This window comes from Pantoea sp. RSPAM1 (genome assembly GCF_038816185.1).
GTDB lineage: Bacteria > Pseudomonadota > Gammaproteobacteria > Enterobacterales > Enterobacteriaceae > Pantoea > Pantoea ananatis.
In genome coordinates, this window is sequence record NZ_CP046137.1 from 3,567,730 (window position 1) to 3,584,772 (window position 17,043).

General features: G+C 54.4%; 18 protein-coding genes. 7 read left to right on the forward strand and 11 right to left on the reverse strand.

What is annotated here, in order from left to right; genetic code table 11:
- Window positions 1–63: 63 nt before the first annotated feature.
- Window positions 64–1,227 (reverse strand): cyanate transporter, encoded by a 1,164-nt coding sequence (locus tag GKC68_RS17340; RefSeq protein WP_342656364.1) that lies wholly within the window; start codon window positions 1,225–1,227, stop codon window positions 64–66.
- An 86-nt stretch (window positions 1,228–1,313) separates the two neighbouring features.
- Here GKC68_RS17340 and GKC68_RS17345 point away from each other — a divergent pair, with 86 nt between their 5' ends.
- Window positions 1,314–2,174, forward strand: a complete 861-nt coding sequence (locus GKC68_RS17345) for a LysR family transcriptional regulator (RefSeq protein ID WP_110957667.1) — start codon at window positions 1,314–1,316, stop codon at window positions 2,172–2,174.
- Window positions 2,175–2,265: 91 nt separating this feature from the next.
- Window positions 2,266–3,648: an amidohydrolase gene (locus tag GKC68_RS17350; protein ID WP_110957668.1), complete on the forward strand. Its 1,383-nt coding sequence runs from the start codon at window positions 2,266–2,268 to the stop codon at window positions 3,646–3,648.
- 66 nt (window positions 3,649–3,714) lie between these two features.
- Here GKC68_RS17350 and GKC68_RS17355 read toward each other — a convergent pair whose 3' ends face one another.
- Complete coding sequence (locus tag GKC68_RS17355; protein ID WP_014606481.1) at window positions 3,715–3,933, reverse strand: hypothetical protein; 219 nt, start codon at window positions 3,931–3,933, stop codon at window positions 3,715–3,717.
- 408 nt (window positions 3,934–4,341) lie between these two features.
- On the opposite strand from GKC68_RS17355, the gene dbpA reads away from it, so the two are divergent.
- A complete protein-coding gene (gene dbpA, locus GKC68_RS17360) occupies window positions 4,342–5,721 on the forward strand; it encodes an ATP-dependent RNA helicase DbpA (RefSeq protein ID WP_028724050.1) in 1,380 nt (459 codons plus the stop codon).
- 33 nt (window positions 5,722–5,754) lie between these two features.
- Here the strand turns inward: dbpA and GKC68_RS17365 are convergent, their stop codons facing one another.
- Window positions 5,755–6,147: a NirD/YgiW/YdeI family stress tolerance protein gene (locus GKC68_RS17365; RefSeq protein WP_015700873.1), complete on the reverse strand. Its 393-nt coding sequence runs from the start codon at window positions 6,145–6,147 to the stop codon at window positions 5,755–5,757.
- Between the two features lie 160 nt (window positions 6,148–6,307).
- On the opposite strand from GKC68_RS17365, the gene GKC68_RS17370 reads away from it, so the two are divergent.
- Both GKC68_RS17370 and GKC68_RS17375 read left to right on the forward strand, forming a co-directional pair.
- Window positions 6,308–7,270 (forward strand): chemotaxis protein, encoded by a 963-nt coding sequence (locus GKC68_RS17370; RefSeq protein WP_342656365.1) that lies wholly within the window; start codon window positions 6,308–6,310, stop codon window positions 7,268–7,270.
- Window positions 7,271–7,333: 63 nt separating this feature from the next.
- Entirely contained in the window at window positions 7,334–7,462 is a 129-nt protein-coding gene (locus tag GKC68_RS17375) for a hypothetical protein (protein WP_260411919.1), read from the forward strand.
- 103 nt (window positions 7,463–7,565) lie between these two features.
- Here the strand turns inward: GKC68_RS17375 and GKC68_RS17380 are convergent, their stop codons facing one another.
- The 3 genes from GKC68_RS17380 to GKC68_RS17390 form a co-directional block, all read right to left on the reverse strand.
- A complete protein-coding gene (locus GKC68_RS17380) occupies window positions 7,566–7,733 on the reverse strand; it encodes a cold-shock protein (RefSeq protein WP_110983139.1) in 168 nt (55 codons plus the stop codon).
- Between the two features lie 9 nt (window positions 7,734–7,742).
- The gene (gene cspA / locus GKC68_RS17385) at window positions 7,743–7,955 is read right to left on the reverse strand and encodes an RNA chaperone/antiterminator CspA (RefSeq protein ID WP_009091867.1); all 213 of its coding nucleotides are present in this window, start codon (window positions 7,953–7,955) and stop codon (window positions 7,743–7,745) included.
- Window positions 7,956–8,220: 265 nt separating this feature from the next.
- Complete coding sequence (locus GKC68_RS17390; protein WP_264253420.1) at window positions 8,221–9,003, reverse strand: NAD(P)H-dependent oxidoreductase; 783 nt, start codon at window positions 9,001–9,003, stop codon at window positions 8,221–8,223.
- Window positions 9,004–9,105: 102 nt separating this feature from the next.
- Between GKC68_RS17390 and GKC68_RS17395 the strand changes: the two genes are divergently transcribed.
- The gene (locus tag GKC68_RS17395) at window positions 9,106–10,008 is read left to right on the forward strand and encodes a LysR family transcriptional regulator (protein ID WP_206115746.1); all 903 of its coding nucleotides are present in this window, start codon (window positions 9,106–9,108) and stop codon (window positions 10,006–10,008) included.
- Between the two features lie 77 nt (window positions 10,009–10,085).
- Here the strand turns inward: GKC68_RS17395 and GKC68_RS17400 are convergent, their stop codons facing one another.
- The 5 genes from GKC68_RS17400 to dhaK all read right to left on the reverse strand — a co-directional run bounded on the left by GKC68_RS17400 (window position 10,086) and on the right by dhaK (window position 15,266).
- Complete coding sequence (locus tag GKC68_RS17400; protein ID WP_089528564.1) at window positions 10,086–10,499, reverse strand: hypothetical protein; 414 nt, start codon at window positions 10,497–10,499, stop codon at window positions 10,086–10,088.
- 5 nt (window positions 10,500–10,504) lie between these two features.
- On the reverse strand, window positions 10,505–11,914 hold the full coding sequence (locus GKC68_RS17405; RefSeq protein ID WP_342656366.1) for a VENN motif pre-toxin domain-containing protein: 1,410 nt from the start codon (window positions 11,912–11,914) through the stop codon (window positions 10,505–10,507).
- Window positions 11,915–12,120: 206 nt separating this feature from the next.
- A complete protein-coding gene (gene dhaM, locus GKC68_RS17410; RefSeq protein ID WP_342656367.1) occupies window positions 12,121–13,542 on the reverse strand; it encodes a dihydroxyacetone kinase phosphoryl donor subunit DhaM in 1,422 nt (473 codons plus the stop codon).
- Between the two features lie 10 nt (window positions 13,543–13,552).
- Window positions 13,553–14,185, reverse strand: a complete 633-nt coding sequence (dhaL, locus tag GKC68_RS17415) for a dihydroxyacetone kinase subunit DhaL (protein WP_028724055.1) — start codon at window positions 14,183–14,185, stop codon at window positions 13,553–13,555.
- A gap of 10 nt (window positions 14,186–14,195) precedes the next feature.
- The gene (gene dhaK, locus GKC68_RS17420) at window positions 14,196–15,266 is read right to left on the reverse strand and encodes a dihydroxyacetone kinase subunit DhaK (protein WP_028724056.1); all 1,071 of its coding nucleotides are present in this window, start codon (window positions 15,264–15,266) and stop codon (window positions 14,196–14,198) included.
- A gap of 587 nt (window positions 15,267–15,853) precedes the next feature.
- Here dhaK and GKC68_RS17425 point away from each other — a divergent pair.
- Entirely contained in the window at window positions 15,854–16,951 is a 1,098-nt protein-coding gene (locus tag GKC68_RS17425; protein WP_028724057.1) for a glycerol dehydrogenase, read from the forward strand.
- The last annotated feature ends 92 nt before the right edge of the window (window positions 16,952–17,043 follow it).

Here is a 17,043-nt window from a genome sequence, read left to right on the forward strand (position 1 = left end):
TACTGCACTATTTTTAACGTTATGTGAGCCGCTGAAAACGTTTTGCTGATTTGGTAGGACCAATTACCGTTCAGGAAAGGCCTGTTTGTAGCTTTCAGGATGAAAACGCAGGTTAAGGCCTATCAGCATGACCGTTACGCTCCCCTGCAACAGCCAGATAGAGGAAAAGTGGCCTGTAAGCGCATGCAATTGCCCGGCAAGAAACGGCATACTGCCCGCAATAATAAAGCCGACGCCCTGCATGAATGCCACCAGACGCGCCCCGGCCTGAGGATGCGCGAGGTGGTCCAGCGCCAGCACCAGGGCAAGAGGAAATGCGCCGCCCAGGCCAACGCCCGCTATCCCTGCCCACAGCCAGGCTGGGTAGAGCGGTGCCACCAGCAGGCCTGTTAACCCGCAGAGCTGAAGTGCCAGCGTCAGCAGAAGCAGCGGTCGCCTGTCCGCCCCCCGCACCAGCAGAGGAAACACCAGGGCACCGGCAACCTGACAGGCAATCATCACGCCCAGCAGGCCGCCGCCCGCCTGCGCGCTCCAGCCCTGTTGATGATAAAAATCAGGCAGCCAGGCCACACAGATGGCGTAGCCGCCGTTTACTAACCCAAAGCTCAGCGCCAGCGTCCATGCGCGCGTATTCCGCCAGATCGAGGGTATAACGCCTGATGTCTGCCGGGACGGGGACGCCGCAGGGATCCTCCACCATAGCATGACGGCCAGCAGCGCAGGCACACTCCAGCTGCTGAGCGCGCCCTGCCAGCCCAGGTGCGCACTGATCCACGGCGTCAGCGCAGCACCCAGCCCACCGCCGCCCATTAGCGCCGCCGCCCATAGCCCGGTGATCATGGCGCTGCGTTGCGTGAAGCGCTGACGGATCAATCCCGGCATAGCCATTTGTACAATCCCGATGCCGATACCGCCCGGTACGGTGCTCCACACCAGCCAGGCGCCTTGCGCGATAAAAAAACGGCTGGCCAGCGCCAGTACTAACAGCGCCAGCCCGCTACACAGCAGCCTTCGCAGCGGGATACGTTGCAGCAGCGGCGCGCTCACTAAGGCTATTGCCCCCATCATCATCATGGGAATCGCGGGCAGAAGTGAGGCCGCCAGCGAGGATAATCCCATACTTTCCCGCAGCTGCTCCAGCAGCGGACTAACGGATGTCATCAGTGGCCGCATGTTCAGTCCGGCCAGTATCAGGGCGGCAATCATCAATAAAGGGTCTTTTTTCATAGGGGATCCTGGAATTAAACATTGTCAGCCTGACAGCAGCGATTACTATTTGGAAATGAAATAACAGGATGACAGGCAGTGGAAAAATGAATCGCCAGCCCATGTTTACTCCCCAACAGCTGTTGAGCTTTGTTGCCGTATGCGAAACCACCAGCTTTACCCGCGCCGCCGAACGGGTGCACCTTTCGCAATCGACGGTCAGCCAACAGGTGCGACGGCTGGAAGAGATGGTCGGTAAAACGCTGCTGGCACGCTCGTCCCACCAGGTGCAAATCACGGAAGAAGGCGAAAAACTGCTGGGCTATGCCCGCCGGATCATTGCCCTGAACGGTGAAGCCCACGATGTGCTGAACGATAAGTGGCGTGATGGCATCCTGCGCCTTGGCGTTCCGGAAGACTTCGCCGCCCCCACCGCGGGACTGCTGGCGCGGTTCAGCCGCGAACATCCGCACCTGCGGCTGGATGTCATGAGCGGAATGCAGGTGGAACTGCGGCGCGCCTGGCAACGGGAAGAGCTGGACATCATGCTGATCAAGCAGCCTTACGGTGAGCGCCCACTGGCTTCGCGCCCGGAGCCGCTGCTGTGGCTGGACAGCGCCGCGCATCCCTGCTTCGAGCAGTCGCCGGTTCCGCTGGTGCTGTTTCCGCAACTGGGGCTGTACCGGGAGGAGATCTGCCAGACGCTGGATGGACTCGGTCGCAGCTGGCGGATTGGTTACAGCAGTGCCAGCCTGGTGGCACTCTCCGCCGCCAGCGCGCAGGGCTTGGGGATAACGCTGCTGCCGGCCAGCTGTCGCTTACCTTCGCATCGGGTTCTGGATAGCCAGCAGGGTTTACCGGTGATTGACACCTTTGAGCTGGCGCTGTTTTGTCGTCAGCCCGAGGATGTGCTGCAGCGCCAGTTGGCGGATGCCCTGGCCGACTTCGCCGGTCTGCACTGGCAGTGATTTTTTAAATAGCAGGCAGTGGAAAACAACCCAGCAGAGAAAGCCGCTGTTTGTCAGATTAAAGACTCACTTACTTTCGCAGGAATCGCTGATGCAGACTGATTCTCCCTCCAGCCGCCGCCGCTTTCTCCACCAGGGCGTCTGTCTGACCGCCGCCAGCAGTATGATCATGGCCGGAATGACCGCCCCGGGCATGGCCGCCAACCGCAGCGCACCGCCCGCGTCCTCTGGTAAGGCTTTGCCGCAAACCGATCACTACGTTTTGCGTAATGTAGTGCTTGAAGAGGGCTTCGGACGTGACGGTGATGAGATTGTTGAGACGAAAACGGCGCGCTACGACATCACACTTCGCGAGGGTCGATTTCATCAAATCAGTCCGGCCGGACAAGGTGACCGTTCACTGCCGTTTTGGGATGCGCAAGGTGCCCTGCTGCTGCCGTCTACGCAGGATATGCACATCCATCTCGACAAAACCTTTTACGGCGGCCCCTGGCAGGCACCACGACCGCGTAAAGGCAAAACGATTATGGACATGATTGCCCGCGAACAGGTGCTGATTCCACAGCTGCTGCCCACCTCTCAGGCCCGGGCCGAAGGGCTTATCGCCCTGCTGAACGCCATGGGCACGACCCGGGCGCGCAGCCATTGTAATATCGATCCGGTCAGCGGCCTGCAAAGCCTGGAACATTTGCAGGCCGCGCTGGCAAACCATCCCGATTTCCCCTGTGAGATTGTTGCCTTCCCCCAGCATGGATTGCTGCATTCTCAGGTTGATGGGCTGATGCGCGAAGCCATGCAGCGTGGCGTGCAGTATGTTGGCGGTCTCGATCCCACAAATGTGGATGGCGCGATGGAGAAATCTTTGGATGCCATGTTCCAGATTGCGCTCGACTACCAGCGCAGCGTCGATATCCATCTGCACGAAACCTCTGCCGCTGGCGTGCAGGCGATTCGCTACATGATCAAAACCGTGCAGAATAATCCCTCGTTACGCGGTAAGGTCACCCTCAGTCATGGTTTTGCGCTGGCAACCCTACAGGGCGCAGAGCTGGACAAGATGATTGCCGATCTGGCCGAGCAGCAGTTCAGCATTGCCTCCACACTGCCCATCGGCAAGCTGACCATGCCCGTGCCACAGTTGCAGGCGGCAGGGGTAAACGTCATGACGGGCACCGACAGCGTGATCGATCACTGGTCGCCATTTGGCACCGGCAGCATGCTGGAAAAGGCCAATTTATATGCCCAGCTGTACGGGGGATCGGATGAATTCTCTTTGAGCCGCGCGCTGGCGATTGCCACCGATAATGTGCTTCCGCTTTCTGCCAGCGGCGAACGCCAGTGGCCGCGCATCGGCGACAGCGCCAACATGATGCTGGTTGAGGCCAGTTGTTCGGCGGAAGCGGTGGCGCGGATTTCGCCCGTGATAGCGAGTTTCTCGCGGGGTAAACCGCAGTTTGTGCGACAGCAGGTTTAACGCAGATGCGCCTCACTTTACGCAACGGCGCTAAAGTGAGGCGCGGACATCTCAGGCACAGCGATGTTAAGCCCGGCCAGCCTCCCTCTTTTTCGACATTAACTCCATCGCCAGCGCATAGAGCGGCGCGCCGTCAGGGGCAACAGGATCGTCTTCTGCATAACATCCGATCATAGAGGCAACTTTATCTGCCGATAAGGTTTCGCCATAAAGATGGAGCGTCAGGACAGCACGACCAACGATTTTTAGTACGTCTTCATGCAAGATCTGCGGGATATTATTCAATGAAAAAACCCTCTGCCAGTGGTTATATCGATCTATGTCGCTCAATATAAAGGAGTTACTCAATGATTTTTACAGGGGCCAAAGCCAATACTTTTACATTACTAATGCTATTTACCCTGTAAAAAAAACGGACTTCGCCGGTTAACTCAATATTCGCTCTTATAAACAAAAGATTATGAATTTATTAACGTTGTCAGACGGTTATCGGACCGAATCCTGGCGAAGGTATTCCGCTGTCATTCATTAAAATAATCCACCTAACGCACATCATCTTCAGTTTATTCTTAAAAAAACTCGCGTGAAATGGATATTATTTATTCATAAGGTTAACGTTGCCGTTGCGCACGCTTTCTGACAGACTTGCGCACGCAATGATGCCCCCCACTTTTAGCCGCAGAGGCCGCACCCGTGACCGCTTTTTCCTCGCTTAATTCTCTTCCCGACAGCCAGCTCGATAACCTGCGCGAAATGGGCTATACCAGCATGACCCCGGTTCAGGCCGCCACACTGCCCGCGATTTTAGACGGACGCGACGTGCGTGCGCAGGCCAAAACCGGCAGCGGTAAAACCGCCGCGTTTGGCATTGGCTTGCTGCAACATATCGACAGCGCTCACTTTCAGACGCAGGCGCTGATTTTATGCCCGACCCGGGAACTGGCCGATCAGGTCAGTAACGTCCTGCGGCAGTTAGCCCGCTTCACGCGCAACATTAAGATCTTAACCTTATGTGGCGGCCAGCCTATGAGCGCCCAGCGCGATTCGCTGGTGCATGCGCCTCATATCGTGGTCGGCACACCGGGCCGTATTCTGGATCACATTAAGCGTGAGACACTGAAGCTGGAGAGCCTGCGTACGCTTGTACTGGACGAAGCCGATCGCATGCTGGAAATGGGCTTCCGCGACGATATGGAAACGATTATCGCTGCCACGCCAGCATCACGTCAGACGCTGCTGTTCTCCGCGACCTGGCCGGAAGGCATTGCCGCCCTGAGCCAGCGCTTTCAGCGTGAGGCGCTGAGCGTGGTCACGGAAGAAGTGAGTGAACTCCCTGCTATCGAGCAGCAGTTTATTGAAGCCAGTCACGGTGAAAAGCTGTCGCTGCTGATCAGTCTGCTCAGCGAACGCCAGCCCTCTTCCTGCGTGGTGTTCTGTAATACCAAGCGCGAGTGCGACGATATCGCGGCTGCGCTCAATGCACGCGATATCAGCGCCCTGCCCCTGCATGGCGATCTGGAACAACGCGATCGCGAACGGGTGCTGATCCGTTTTGCCAACGGCAGCGGCCGGGTATTAGTCGCAACCGATGTTGCGGCCCGTGGGCTGGACATCAAGTTGCTGTCGCTGGTGGTAAACTATCAGCTGGCCTGGGACCCTGAAGTGCACCTGCATCGTATTGGCCGCACCGCGCGCGCTGGCGAACAGGGCGCAGCGGTGAGCTTTGTCGCTGCAGACGAAATGGCACGCGCTCATGCTCTTGAAGACTTTCTGCAACAGAAGCTGCCCTGGGTTGCGGCCAGTTCGTTAAAGAAAAGCAGTAAAGCGTTGCCTGCCGCCATGATGACGCTCTGCATTGATGGCGGGCGTAAAGCCAAAATTCGCCCCGGCGATATCCTGGGGGCACTGACGGGCGAGGCGGGTTACCGGGCTGACCAAATTGGTAAAATCGATCTCACCGCGACGCATGCATATGTGGCGATAGAAGCGGCCCAGGCTAAGCAGGCACTGGTCAAGCTCAAGCAGGGCAAAATCAAAGGCAAGACCTGCCGCGCAGTCCTGTTAAAAGATTAAAAAAACGGGCGAGACTCACTCTCGCCCACGCCTTTACGGCTCATCTATCCGCGTCACGTGCAGCGTTGTTTTATCGCCTTTCCCCTGCACCTTGCCACTCACCCGCACTTTGTCATTAGCGGTATAGGTTTTACCACCGAACGTTTTTTCCGGCGCGATAAGGGTCACATGGCCGGTATCGTCACGAAACTGATAATTATCGCCCTTTAATTTTTTAACGATATAGCCTTCCAGCGTGACGTAACCACCCTGGCGGAAGTCACGGATCTGATCGATATGGGTTTGCCCGGTATCTTCAGATCCTTTGTAACCCGCATCCTGTTTGCTCTGCGGCGGCGGCGTATCGCCTGTCTTAAAACCACCTTGCTCTGCATATGCACCAGACGTTGCCATGGCTAACAAGGCGGCCAGTAATACTTTTTTCATCTCGTACTCCTTTAAGGGAAGGTGTCCATGTTGAATAGTCACTGTTAAGCCTGGCACAAGAATATGCGGCCGTTAGATTTTCCCCTCTCACCTTTTTTCACTTGCTGCCGATAACTTCATCACAACCCTTTTCACCTGCTGCGCTGATGCTGAGGCAACAATGGATAATTTTCAGAAAGAGATCGACGAGAGAGCAAATCTCGCGTTATCGAACAAATTTGAGCTGCTGCTGTTTCGCCTGGGCTCTAACCAGTTAAAAGGTAAATCAGAGCTGTTTGGTATCAACGTATTTAAACTGCGTGAAATTGTACCGATGCCGCCGATTACCAAAGCAGCAGGCATGCGTTCGCCGTTGCTCGGCATGGCCAGTATCCGCGGACAGTTTATTCCGGTGATTGATTTACCGGCTGTCGCAGGCTGTGTTCCAGAAACGGGACTTAACCTGTTACTGGTGACCGAGTACGCGCGAAACACCCAGGCGTTTGCCGTCGAGTCTGTCGAAAACATCGTGCGCCTAAACTGGAGCCAGGTGCATACCGCGGAAGCCGGGATCGGTGGCCGTAATATCACCAGTATCGCCTGCCTTGATGACGATGAACAAAAAAGCAATCTGGCCATGGTGCTGGACGTTGAGCAAATTTTGTATGACATCATCCCGTCTGTGCGCGGCGTTGAGCCGGAAGCTCCGAAAGCGCGTCAGTTCAAAATGAAGCCGGGTTCAGTGGCGATTGTGGCGGAAGATTCTAAAGTTGCCCGTCAGCTGCTGGAGCAAGGCCTGAAGAGCATGGGTATTCCCGCCATCATGTGCAACACCGGCCTGGAAGCATGGGAAAAAATCAAAGAGATGCATCAGCAGGCTCAGGCCCAGGGTGAATCCATTCACGACAAGATTGCGCTGGTGTTAACCGATCTGGAAATGCCAGAGATGGACGGCTTTACGCTGACACGTAACATCAAGCGCGATACGACGCTGCGCCATATTCCTGTGGTGATCCACTCATCACTTTCTGGCAGCGCAAACGAAGATCACGTGCGCAAAGTCGGTGCCGATGGCTATGTGGCGAAGTTCGAACTGAACGAACTGTCTGACGTGATTTTTAAAGCAATGGAAGCCGCGAGCTAAGACGTAACGGGCAGCTTATCCCTGCCCCGCGAGGCTTGATATCCACCACTTGAGAATATAAGAATGCATAGTGAAACGCTTCCCGTCGTCCGTAAGTCACTGTTTCGTGGACGTGTTCGTCAGCTGAGCTGGATTGCAGCGATCGCTTTCTGCCTGCTGTTCTGGGGCGGCGTGCTTGCCCTGATGGTTTAGTCAATAGCAGCGGGAACGTTGCCGGAAGGGAAACAAAAAAGGCTGCCAGTGGCAGCCTTTTATTACGGTAAATGCAACAACGCTATAGAACTCTTTAGCCTTTTCAGAGCGCCTGAGGCTGGCTCTGAGCTGCAATCCTTGTCGCGTTAATCTGAACAACGACCGTTTTGCAAAAAATGCATTTCGCTCCATGCGGGTTGGCTCTTGTCACATCGAAATGTGATGTACGGTACTGCGAGCCACTACAGTGAGGACATTTAAAACGCGTAATTTTCAGTCCTTAGAGACCAACAACGTTCGCAGCAGCTGGGCCTTTGGCGCCATTTTCTACTGTAAACTCAACTTGTTGACCTTCATCTAATGAACGGAAATCTGTGCCCTGAATTGCAGAGAAGTGTACGAATACATCTTTGCTGCCGTCCTGAGGAGAGATGAAACCGAAGCCTTTCTCAGCGTTGAACCATTTAACGGTACCGCGGATTTTGTTAGACATGTTTAATTCCTTAATAATAGAGCCTTCCGGCGTAATGGCCTGAGAACAGATTTCAATCAGAACGTAAGAGAAGACTCAAAAAGAAGGAATGTCTCGCGACAGGCTTAGAGATGAGAACTGCTGTAGATACTTACTTTGATAGCGTCTGTTAATCAAACCGACGATTCATTAGGTCATATCCTGCTGATGCATGCAAGGGTTATTTTAAAATAGTTGCGAGTGGGCCAGATGAACGTCACGCGCAGAAATCTGGCCCGTTCATCTGTCAGGGTTTGCGAATATGTACGTGGTGCCCCTGCTCGCCTGCCGCCAGATCGTCGCGCAGTGTCAGAGCCGGAATTGTGTAATTGCCGCCGTTTTGCCGATAATAGGCGACAGGTTCGGTCACAAACAGATTATCCAGACGCTCGCCCAGCTCTGCACGCAGTACTGCAAAGCGCGCGCTGTCGGTGCGGCCGGTGCGATAAAACGTGAAAGGCGGCAAGACGTCAAAACCAGGATAAAACAAGATGCCATGCTGAATGGGGAACAGAATGTCATCGATATGGCCATTGATGCCGCGTGGGCTGTAGTGGGACTCCCATCCGCCCATCGTGACAACCAGCATCGCACGTTTCCCTGCCAGCGTACCTTCGCCGTAGCGGTCGCCCCAGTGCGTATCTGAGTGCTCCCCCACGCCATAGGCAAAGCCGCAGGCGTAAACACGATCGATCCAGCCTTTCATGATTGCCGGCATGGAAAACCACCAGAGCGGAAACTGTAAAATCACTGCATCGGCCCACAACAGTTTTTCCTGTTCCTGCACAATATCTTCACTCTGGAAGCCGCCTTCAAAAGCCTGGGTGGATTCAAAAGAGGGATCAAAGCGTTCGGCATTCTGGCGATGCTGCGTATCAGCGGGCGATACGCGCGCCTCCCAGTTCATGGCATAGAGATCGGAAACGCGCACCTGATGACCCAACTGCTCCAGGTGGCCGACGGAGAAACGCGCCAGCGCGCCGTTAAGGGAATCGGGTTCAGGATGGGCAACAACGATTAACACATTCATAAAATCACCTGCTTTGATGGGAATCTGAGAGGTAGCCTGCATCCGAATGTGCTATCAGTAAAAGTAAATGAATGGATATTCACTATAGGCAAGACTGATACCATGAAACCCGATCTCAACCTGTTAATGACTCTGAATGTGCTGTTACAGGAAAACAGCGTGAGCCGGACCGCGCAGCGGCTAAATCTTTCTCAGCCTTCTGTCAGTGCCCGGCTCGAGCGCCTGCGTGAGTGGTTTAACGATCCCCTGCTTCTCCCGGTATCTCATGGCATGCGCCCCACCGCGCGCGCCGAGGCGTTACGCCTTTCGCTTGAGCAACTAAACGGCATGATCGATGAGGTGGTTGCTGCGCCAGGCCCGTTTATCCCTGCCGACGCCGTTCAGGAGTGGCGCGTGGCCGCCACGGATTACGGCGCACAGACGGCACTGGTTCCCCTGATGGCAGCATTACGTCAGGAAGCACCGGGCACCCGGCTCGCCATTCTGGATATGAAACCCGCGTTGATCGCGCAGCAATTGGAAAAAGGCACGGTCGATCTGGTGCTTCATTTGCGTGACGGCGTGCCTGACGGGCTACATATCCGCCCGCTGTTTCAGGAGCGTTATGTGGTGGCAGGACGTCAGGATCATCCCGCCCTGCATTCTGATATCACCGCTGAAGCGCTCTGCGCGTTGGAGCATGTAGTGGTATCGCCAGACGGCGGCGGCTTTCGCGGTGTGACGGATAGCGTGCTGGAAGCCAGAGGGTTGAGCCGGAAAGTGGTGCTCTCCGTGCCCCACTTTTTGTTAATGGGCAGCGTACTAAGCACCAGCGATTTGGTGGCGTTGATGCCGGAGAGAGTGGCGGCGATGATGCCGGGATTAATGACCGTGAAGCCACCGATGGCGATTCCGGGCTTTGAACTGGTGATGCTGTGGCATGAGCGATCGCACCGGGATTTGGGGCATCGGTGGTTGAGGGAAAGGGTGGTGGGGAGGTTTCAGGGTGGAGGTCACAAGTCATGACAAAGCCGCAGAAGCGAAGCGCTGGCTGACCTGGTAACAGGCAAAAAATCCCAGCAGCCGGGCTGGGATTGCTTACTTTAACGTAGCCAAAATGGGATATCACCAGACGATAAAGCATCATATTCTTCTACCGCTAGATCTCGATGCCCCATAAAATCTGGCATATCAGTCACAACTATTTTTACTGGTTTATAAACATTCCAGTCTTCATAAAACCCTTTCGCAGATTTTATGCAATACTCAATACCATCAAAATATTTTAAAAACCTTTCCTCAACGTCTTTTGGTAAAAGGACTCGTAATTTTTTTATTAATGATTGAGTTTTATCCAAGTCCTTAAGGTGAACATATCTAAGATAAAGTTGCTCCAGTAAATACCCATCTTCTTTATCAATAATATTTTCATTTAAAATAGAAATAAATTCAATCATATCTGAAGGATAGCCAAGCTCAACTATAGAACTGCCACCATAAAACCCTATGTGTTTCATAAGAATTACCTTTTGAATTCAGTTGCAGCTGGATCAATAGCACCATTAGATTTTTGGACAATTCCTTTAATAATTGCTCTCTCTTGCTCTAATGACACACTTTGTCCACGCACATCGATAATAACCCTCTGCTGCATTCCTGCAGGTAGATTCTCAGCACGTTGGATCGCTTGCTTAGACACATTACTAATCAGACCGCTCTGATTAGTCGTAATATTATAGTTTTTCACTTCAACACTACAAACATTTCCCTGACACCAATCAGGGCGAACCCCACCTTTTGTCCCATAGGGGACTTCTTTACCATCTTTGAAGCTGACTTGTTCGCGCCATCCATTGCCAAGATCTTTACCTACATCAATTTCTGATTGCCTGTGGCTGGGCCGTGAAGCCGTTGCTATCTCATCGCTGGCTTTGTTAACCAGCTTGGACGCTTCAGCAACATCACCACTGGTAAGCGCTTTCTCTGCCGCTTTCAGCATACCCGCGGCAACACGCTCTCCCGGTATCAGGGAAGCGGCCACGTAGAGATAATCCAGTGCTGACTGTGCTTCCGCTGCACTTTTTATCGTACCCACCACCGGCACAAAATCTGCACCCGTTGACGCCACATCTTTCAACGCTTCACGCCGTTCCGTGTACATCTTCACCGAGCAGGCTTCGGCGCTCATTCCGACGCAGTTTGCCTTCTTATAGCGCTCGTTTTCAGCCTCAACGTAATTAACCGCCTTCTGCTCCACCGTCTTGCCTTCAGACTGCGCCTGCGCAATATCTCCCAGCGCATTATTCTCAACCGCATTTTTCCCCGCCTGAGCGCCCGCTATGGCTCCTGACGCACTGCCGTCTGCCAGACCGCCAGCAAGCCCCGCTGCCAGCGTTCCGAGTGCGCTGATAGTTTGCTTCTGCTCTTCGCTCAAATCTGTCCGCGCGATACCCGGATACATCTCCTGAGCGATAAATTCGCCCAGCGCTGCCCCACTGGCACCGGACAGCGCACTGTTGCCCTGCGCCTGTGCAATGACGGCGCCTACAACCGCATGTGCCATCAGATTGGCTGCGGTATTCACCACCGGCTTGCCGTCAGGGCCTGTTGTGGTGGTATTTTTGTGGATCAGTTCGGCGAGGTAAGGGGCGGATGCGCCAGCCAGTGCCGCTTTAAAATCACCGCCAGCCAGTCCCTGAACAGCCGCAGTTGCCGCCTGAATCCCCCGCTGTAATGAACTTCCTGTGCCGGAGTCAGCGATTGCTATTTTGTACTCAGTTGTGGCTTTAAGGCTCTCAATGTAGGCATTATGTACTTTTTCAGACGCGCCTTCAGGTGCGGGGCCTTTTACCTTCTGGGCTTCCTTCAGCGCACCAATCTCTCCCTGCGTACGAGCAATATCCGCCACCTGACTGCCAATCTCGCCAATCATCTGCGCGGTTTGCAGTCGTTGCTGTTCTTTCTCTTTGTTAAAGATCGGGTTGATTGAAATATCGAGAAATTATTGGATAAAAATGCGTCAAAATGAGAGGGCGTTGTGGAACGGTAAAGAGAAAAAAAGATTTAACTGAAATTTTGTATCAAACCCAAATAAATTAAAGCCCCTGAACAGATACCAGAGGCTTATGAACACCAGCGTTATGCGCAACTCACGCGCTGTGCAGCGGGATCAATCAATAGCCTGTCCTCTGGCTGAATGATATCCAGCACTGCGCCCTGCTGACAGATAAAGGCAATACCGGCCTGCTGAGCAATGATTGCGGCATGTGACAGCGTGCTGCCCTCCCGCAGGCAAATGCCTTTTATCTGTTGCTCATCCAGATTAACGACCGCTGAAGGAAAGATATCGTCTGCCACGATAATGGCGGGCACGTCTGGTGTCGGCAGCCTGATGTCGCGCCCATTCAGGTGGCACAGAGTACGATACAGTATGTCTTCGATATCAATAAACCGCGCCTGCAAATACGCATCATCCAGGTGCTGATATTGCTGGCTTAATTCCATTAGCACCTGATACCAGGCTGATTCAGCGCAACACGAGTCATTACGTATGACCTCACAGGCAGCGTCAAACAGGTCGGGATCGTCCAGCCACGTGTGATGGCCTGAGAAAATAGCCGCCACCGAAGCACCATATTTTTTCTCTGCCAGGGCAGCCAGCGCATTCAGGTCATTGAGCGTATCGACTATCGCCTGCTGCAGCCGCCCCTCTTCCTGCCCGACATCGCTGCAAGGGTGCCTGGCAGGCTGCGCCAGCGGCAGAGGATAAAACACCGCTTTACCCTGTACCTTTTCGACGCTGGACGCCGATGTTTTTAACGCCACCGACTCGGGATGTTCGCCAAAATCTTCCGCCGCAAGGGATCCAAATGCCGCCAGGGCACGCTCAGCATCGGGCCCACTCGCCGACAAGGTGATGGCGTCATGACAGCGAACCTGAAGCAAAGCAATCTGGTTGAGGCTGTCTGGCTTCACGCACTGCCCCTGTTTCTCTAACACCAAATCAGCGTTCATCCCCGCCAGTGCAGCGACCAGCCGCGAAGCTGGACGAACGTGCAGACCGTGGTGGTTCCTGATGGTGACCGTAACCGAACGCGCGTCCGAATCGGGTGCTTTCACGGGCAGCGAAGCGGCGTGCGCGGGAGGCGTTATCCCCAACTGGGCCTGTTTCGCCGTCAGCGCATTCATGGCAACGTCAATGACTGTGTCGATGTCCGCCCCCGCCGCCGCGCTAACGGTGGCTGCCAGCGTGCCTTCCACCAGCGGTGCTGCACACAGGCGCACTTTTTCAGCAATGGCCGGGTCGAGCAGATCCAGTGCCGTCTCAGCACTGAGCAGGGCACTTCCCATATCCATCATGACCAGCACATGATCGGTATCCGCGACAGCCTCAATCGCCTCCATCACTTTTATTGGATCCGTGCCGATAGGATGATCAGGATCGTCAATGCCGGCGGCGACCGCGAGCCTGCAGTTATCGCCGGTTAACATTTGCCGCGCCAGCATTTCCACGCCTTCGCCTAACATTGCACTGTGTGACACGATCACCAGGTTTACCATTCCTCTCTCCTTACTCCCTGGCGGCGGCGGCCAGCATTTGCATCATGAACATGACCGAGGTTGCACCGGGATCCTGATGGCCGATACTGCGCTCACCCAGATAGCTGGCGCGCCCTTTGCGGGCCTGCATGGTGATGGTGGATTGAGCGGCGGACTCCGCCTGTTGGCAGGCGGCATCAAGCGCAGCGTTGAGTGAGACATTCTGCTCACTGGACTGACGCAGTGACGCCACGACCGCGAGCCAGACGTCGCACATGGTTTTATCGCCCGGCTCGGCTTTACCGCGATTAATGACCCCTTCCGCCCCTTCACGAATCATCTGATACAGCTCTTCCAGCGTCAGGCTCTGGTGCGCCTGGGTAACCTGAGCCGCACGAATAAAGAACGTACCAAACAGCGGCCCGCTGGCTCCGCCTACGTTCGAGAGCAGCGTCATACCGGTATTTTTAAGAATAAAGCCGATATCTTTATCTTCAACAGAAGGCAGCTTCTCGACAACTTTACTGAATCCCCGATGCATATTTAACCCGTGATCGGCATCGCCGATTTCACGGTCCAGTCCGGTCAAAAAATCACTTTCACGGGTAAAAACCTCACCACAGCGGTAAAGCCAGCTCACAATTTGGGCGCGGGTCAGTGACATATCGAACTCCTTATTGGCCCCAGTTCAGGGCTGGTGTATGGACCGGCGCATCCCACAGCGCCAGTGAATCATCGTCCACGCTCAGCAACGTGATGGAAAAGCCCACCATGTCCAGTGACGTGCAGTAACTGCCTACCAGACTGCGCTCAAGGGTGATCCCCTGCTCTTCACAACGCTGCGCCAGGCGGTTGTACACGCCATATAATTCTGATAGCGGCGTCGCGCCCAGGTTATTGACCAGCGCAATGACTCTGTCGCCGCGGGTTAAAGCCTGCTTGGTATGCTGCACTTCTTGCCAGCTACCGGTATCGACATCCCAGTGACGCAGCGGGCGGCTGTAAGTGCCATTTTCCAGCAGGGTTTCAAACATCGCATCGACCGTGTTATCCAGCGAAGTAAAGGTGCGGCGATCGATACCCGGCTCGCCATGAATCCCGACACCAAACTCCATTTCATTGTCCTGAAGTTCAAATGAGCGCTTTCCTGCAGCGGGAACGGTACAGGCGCCCAGCGCGATGCCAATAGAGTGACCACAGTTATTCAGCTTACGTCCCAGCGCAGCGCAGGCTTCAAGGGAATCGCCACGCTCTGCGGCAGCGCCAACCAGTTTTTCAATCAGTACGGTATTCGCCACGCCACGACGTCCAGCCGTATACAGACTGTCTTTTACGGCGACATCATCATCCACGACTATCGTCGTGACCTTCACACCGCTTTCGTGCAGCAGTTCGGTTGCCGTTTCAAAGTTGAGGATATCGCCGGTGTAGTTTTTAATGATCATCAGCACGCCCTCACCGCCGTCAATTTTCATGGCGCACTCAAACATTTTGTCTGGCGTGGGTGAGGTAAAGATTTCGCCGGGGCAGGCGCCAGACAGCATGCCATGACCAATAAAACCGCAGTGCATCGGCTCATGGCCGCTGCCGCCGCCCGAAAGTAGCGCAACCTTTCCCACTACAGGCGCATCGGCTCGCGTCATGCAGACGGGATCCTGGTGAAGCGTCAGTTCAGGATGGGCTTTTGCCAATCCTGCCAGTTGTTCACTCAATACATCTTCCACACGGTTAATCAGCTTTTTCATTCTTTATGCTCCGTTGGATGCAGTTAGCTGTCACTCTGCCTGAGGCAAAGACAACCCGATTACGGGGGAACGGTGACGGCGGCAGACCGCTCGTCGACGCACTGATTCTCATGGAGTCGACGAGAAAAAAAATGTCAGGATGAAGAGTTTCATAACGGAACATCGTGAGGTTTTTTTATGTTCCATAATGAAACATATCACGCGTCTGTTGGGTAAAAATGAGAGGCAAAGCAAGTCATGACGGCGGAAGCGATAAATAAATACTGTTGAGCAGGCAGGTTTTTAAGCGGCAGACAGCATCGCGCGTCATGTAGTCAGGAAAATCGTCACAGCATTTTGCCGTTTTACACTGCTGGAGACGATCGCGATCGCAACATAGCATTCAAACCTGGTTTATTGTTCCAGTATGAAACGTGCGGAGCGGTAAGGTGTTCCATATCAGAACGTTGGCCGCAAAACTTTTTCACCTCCATGTCGAGCGTAAAGTGAAACGCGACGTCGGCCATCATTCGGCTTTCACTGCAAGTCGAGCCAGAGAGATGCCAGCGTTCACTATGCGAACATGTTCTTACTTGAGGGTGAAAGGAATGCCAAAAATTATCCAGTCTCCAGCGAAATATATTCAGGGCCCCAATGCCGCCATGTCCTTCGGCCAGTACGCAAAGAACCTGGCCGATCGTTTTTTTGTGATTGCCGATGACTTTGTAATGAACATGGCGGGCGATAAGGTGATGAGCGGCCTTGCCGAACATGACGTCACCTGTCATGCAGAACGTTTTGGCGGGGAATGTTGCCGGGCTGAAATCAACCGGCTGATGACGTTAGCAGAACAAAACGGCTGCCGGGGCGTCATCGGATTAGGGGGCGGTAAAACGCTGGATACGGCCAAAGCGATTGCGTGGTATCTCAAACTGCCAGTGGTGGTTATCCCCACCATCGCCTCCACCGACGCGCCTACCAGCGCATTGTCTGTGATTTATACCGAAACCGGTGAGTTTGAAGAGTACCTGATCTATCCCAAAAACCCCGATATGGTGGTGATGGATACTACGATCATTGCCAAAGCCCCGGTACGTTTACTGGTCGCGGGAATGGGCGATGCCCTGTCCACCTGGTTTGAAGCCAAAGCCTGTTACGATTCTGGCGCAACCAGCATGGCAGGCGGCAAGTCGACGGCCGCAGCGTTAAGCCTGGCGCGGCTGTGCTATGAAACGCTACTGGCGGAAGGTGAAAAGGCTCGCTTCGCGGCTCAGGCAGGCGTGGTAACAGATGCGCTGGAACGTATTGTTGAGGCCAACACTTACCTCAGCGGGATTGGCTTTGAAAGCAGTGGCCTTGCCGCCGCGCATGCCATTCATAATGCGTTTACCGTACTGGAAGAGTGCCATCACCTTTATCACGGTGAAAAGGTCGCGTTTGGTACGTTATCCCAGTTAATTTTGCAAAACAGCCCGACAGAAGAGATCGAAACCGTGCTGGCGTTCTGCCAGAAAGTAGGATTGCCTGTCACCCTGGGGCAAATGGGCGTGAAACAGGATATCGAGAAAAAAATTCAGGCGGTTGCCGAGGCGGCCTGTGTGGAAGGCGAAACCATCCACAATATGCCGTTCCCGGTCACACCAGACAGCGTTTATGCGGCGATTATCACTGCCGATCTGCTAGGACAGCAGTGGCTGTCGCGTTAATCTGTCACAGGTAAACCGCTGGCCCGAGTCTCCGGGCAACGACTTCCCCCTTGCTGCGCGGCTGGGGGGATCCTATGGTCTTTCAGCGGAAA